Annotated in this window: 1 protein-coding gene and 1 pseudogene; both read left to right on the top strand. The window is 71.1% G+C overall.

All coding sequences use genetic code 11. The annotated features are described in order from the left end of the window. The first annotated feature begins 616 nt into the window (after positions 1-616). Entirely contained in the window at positions 617-2,266 is a 1,650-nt protein-coding gene (locus E1284_RS39830; protein ID WP_131945300.1) for an apolipoprotein A-IV repeat region-like domain-containing protein, read from the top strand. Positions 2,267-2,581: 315 nt separating this feature from the next. Then, a pseudogene (locus E1284_RS39825) lies at positions 2,582-2,969 on the top strand (aminoglycoside phosphotransferase family protein); the annotation flags it as partial.

Below are 2,969 nucleotides of genomic sequence, written 5' to 3'. Positions count from 1 at the left end.
CCCGCCCGGAGCGGGCGCCCGCCGGCAACCGTGCCCAAAGATCTTCCGGCCGACGGGCAACACCAAGCCGGGCCGGGCGACGCGCCACGCCGGTGCAAATCATCGGCGTTTTGCGGCATCGCGTTCACCAGGGATTGCGGGCGCCCGGCAAGGGCACGGCACCGCCCGCAAATCGGCGTGCCGAGATCAACGCACCCGAAAACGCCAAGGCAGGTTCAGCGACCGTGACTTCGGCGCCATGAAATACCCTCCGAAATGGGGCCCGCACCTGGCGTCCGGGGCCGTGTCCCCGCGGCCGCGCATCGCCGGCCGGCGTCCACCGGCGGTTCGGGAACTGCGGATGTTGGACGAGATGTACGGACAGAGCACCACCCCGCGCCACCGCACGGCACCGTCCACATCCCCACGATCACCGCGCTTGCCGCGAACCGGAGAACAGCCCCGCGCCCGACCATTTACCGCTATTCACCCCAGCCGGATAACAGGCGCATTCCGCAGAACTCACAATCTTCTCTGCTACCCGTTTTAGCGGCCCCTCACACGCACTACAGTGGCCACCTCAGAGATTCATTTGCCGTGCGTCATTTCGTCGCGCCGGCACACGAAGGAGCATCGGGTGGAAACGAATCACAACTTCCTGCAGACGGGGGGTCAACCGGTCTCGGATCGGATGCGGGAGTTGCTCGCCCGTGCGGCGCAGGACCACGTCTACGAACAGCGCTCACAGGGTCAGGTCCTGGACGAGATTCGGCAGCGGCTGGAAGGCATGGAGTGGCTGCTCCGCGAGGTCCGCGAGCGGGAGCTCAGCGGGCTGACCGGGCAGATCGAGAGCGTCCGCGGGCAGGTCGACGAACTGTCCGGCAAGCCCCCGGAATGGGCCGAAGGCCTGGCCGAGCACATCGAGTCGTTCGGCGAGCGGGTCAAGCCCGTCGCGGAGCTGCCGGCGCTGTGGGCCGACGTCGGCGTCGTCGCGGAGAACGTCGACGAGGGCCTGACCCGGATCCAGGCCGTCCTCGACTCGGCGCAGCAGATCACGGATGCCACCCGCCAGGCGTCCCAGCGCATGGACGAGATGACCAAGCGGCTGGACAAGCTCCAGGGCAGCATGGAGGCCGCGTCCGTCCGCTTCAACCGGCTGGACAAGTCGCTCGCGGAGCTGGGCCACCGGTCCGAGCGGCTCGAGCATTCGATCAACGGCGTCACCGCGCGGGTCGACCAGGCGCTCGGCGAGATGGCCGAGCGGATGGAGCAGGGCCTGGAGGCGGTCAACGGCCGGGTCGAGGGCGTCGGCGGCCGGCTCGACGGGCTGGACGGCCGGCTGGACGGCGTCGACGGCCGCCTCGAAGGGCTGTCCGGCAAGCTGGAGGGCCTGGACGGGCGGTTCGAGAGCCTCGACGGCCGCATCGACGGCGTGGGCGAGCGGATCGGCCGGCTCCCCGCCACGCTGGAGATCGCCGAGCTGCACCGCGTGCTGCGCGACCTCGCGGAGCGTCCCGCGGCCGAGTACGGCGACCGGTTCGACGCGCTGGAGAAGCACCTCGCCGAGGCGGTCGACCCGCTGATCGAGGAGCTGCGCGCCCGGCCGGACCGCGACGAGGTCAAGGCGACCATGTCGCAGATCGCCGAGACCGCCTACAGCGACGTCGCCAAGCGCATGGACGAGTTCTCCCGCCGGTTCGAGGACGTGCACGACGACGTCCGCAAGCGCATCGAGAACATCCACGAGGAGGTCGCCAAGCGGGTCGACGGCGCGCTGGAGGAGTTCACCGCGCAGGTCGACCTCGTCTCCCGCCGCGTCGAGTCGGTGCACGCCGACGTCGCCAAGCAGGTCGAGTCCGTGCACAGCGAGGTGGCGCGCCAGGTCAGCGGCGTGCACGACGACTTCGGCAAGCGGATCGGCGACATCCACGAGGACGTCACCCGGCAGGTCGGCAGCATCCACGAGGACGTCGCCAAGCAGGTCGGCAACATGCAGGAGGACGTCGCGCGGCAGGTCGGCGGCGTCCACGCCGAGTTCGCGCGGCGCGTGGAGAACATGCAAGACGAGGCCGGACGGCGCGCCGACGCCGCGCAGGCCGAGTTCGCCAAGCGCTTCCTGCACGTCGAGGACGAGGTCGGCCGCAAGGTCGACGGCGTCCACGACGAGGTCTCCAAGCAGGTCAACGCCGTGCACGAGGACGTGCTGAAGCGGCTGTCCACGCTGGAGGAGACGATGCTCGCCCTGGCCGAGGCGCTCCTGCGCCCCCGCCGCGACCCCAAGGACTGAACGCCGCCCGTAGCGGAGCGCCAGCGGAGCGGAGGGCGGCGTTCAGTCCCCCTTCGGGGGTGTGGGGGTCGCCCCCACCATGGCACTGAACGCCGCCGGGGGCGGGTCGCCTCCGGCGGCGCCGGGCGAGAATCCGGGCGGGGCCTGCTCGCGGCCCCGCCCGGGTGCGTACGGATACCCCACGGAATCCGTGGCGTATGTCCGGCAAACGGCCGCGACGACCGAAGAGGTTCCCGCCGCTCGCCCCGCTGACGTGCGTTCTGTTACTTTCCGTCTTCGTAAAATCACTCCCAATACCCTTCGGAATCCGTTTTCATGGATCAGGTGACTCGCACACCGGCCCCCTGCCTGCCGACCGGCGCCCCGCCCGACCACCCGACCCTGCGCTGGGTCGAGCAGTGCCTCGGCAAGGGCGCCGAGGTCCGCATGGTGCGGCCGCTCGCCGGCGGCACCGCGCACGCCAACCACGCCCTCCTCGTGGAGAGCGGCTCCGGCAGCGCCCACCGGCTCGTCCTGCGCCGCTGGACGAGCCGCGACCCGGTGCGCGGCAACGCCGACTTCTCCCCCGAACGGGAGATCGCCGCGCTCGCGCTCCTCGCCGGCTGCGAGATCCCCACCCCGGACCTCGTCGCCGCCGACCCCGCCGGGGCCTACTGCGACGTCCCCGCCCTGCTCATCTCACGGCTCCCCGGGCACCCGCCCC

The sequence above is a fragment of the Actinomadura bangladeshensis genome (genome assembly GCF_004348335.1).
Lineage (GTDB): Bacteria > Actinomycetota > Actinomycetes > Streptosporangiales > Streptosporangiaceae > Spirillospora > Spirillospora bangladeshensis.
The sequence above is the reverse complement of the archived record's forward strand: the minus strand, read 5'-3'. Positions and strand labels throughout refer to the sequence as shown.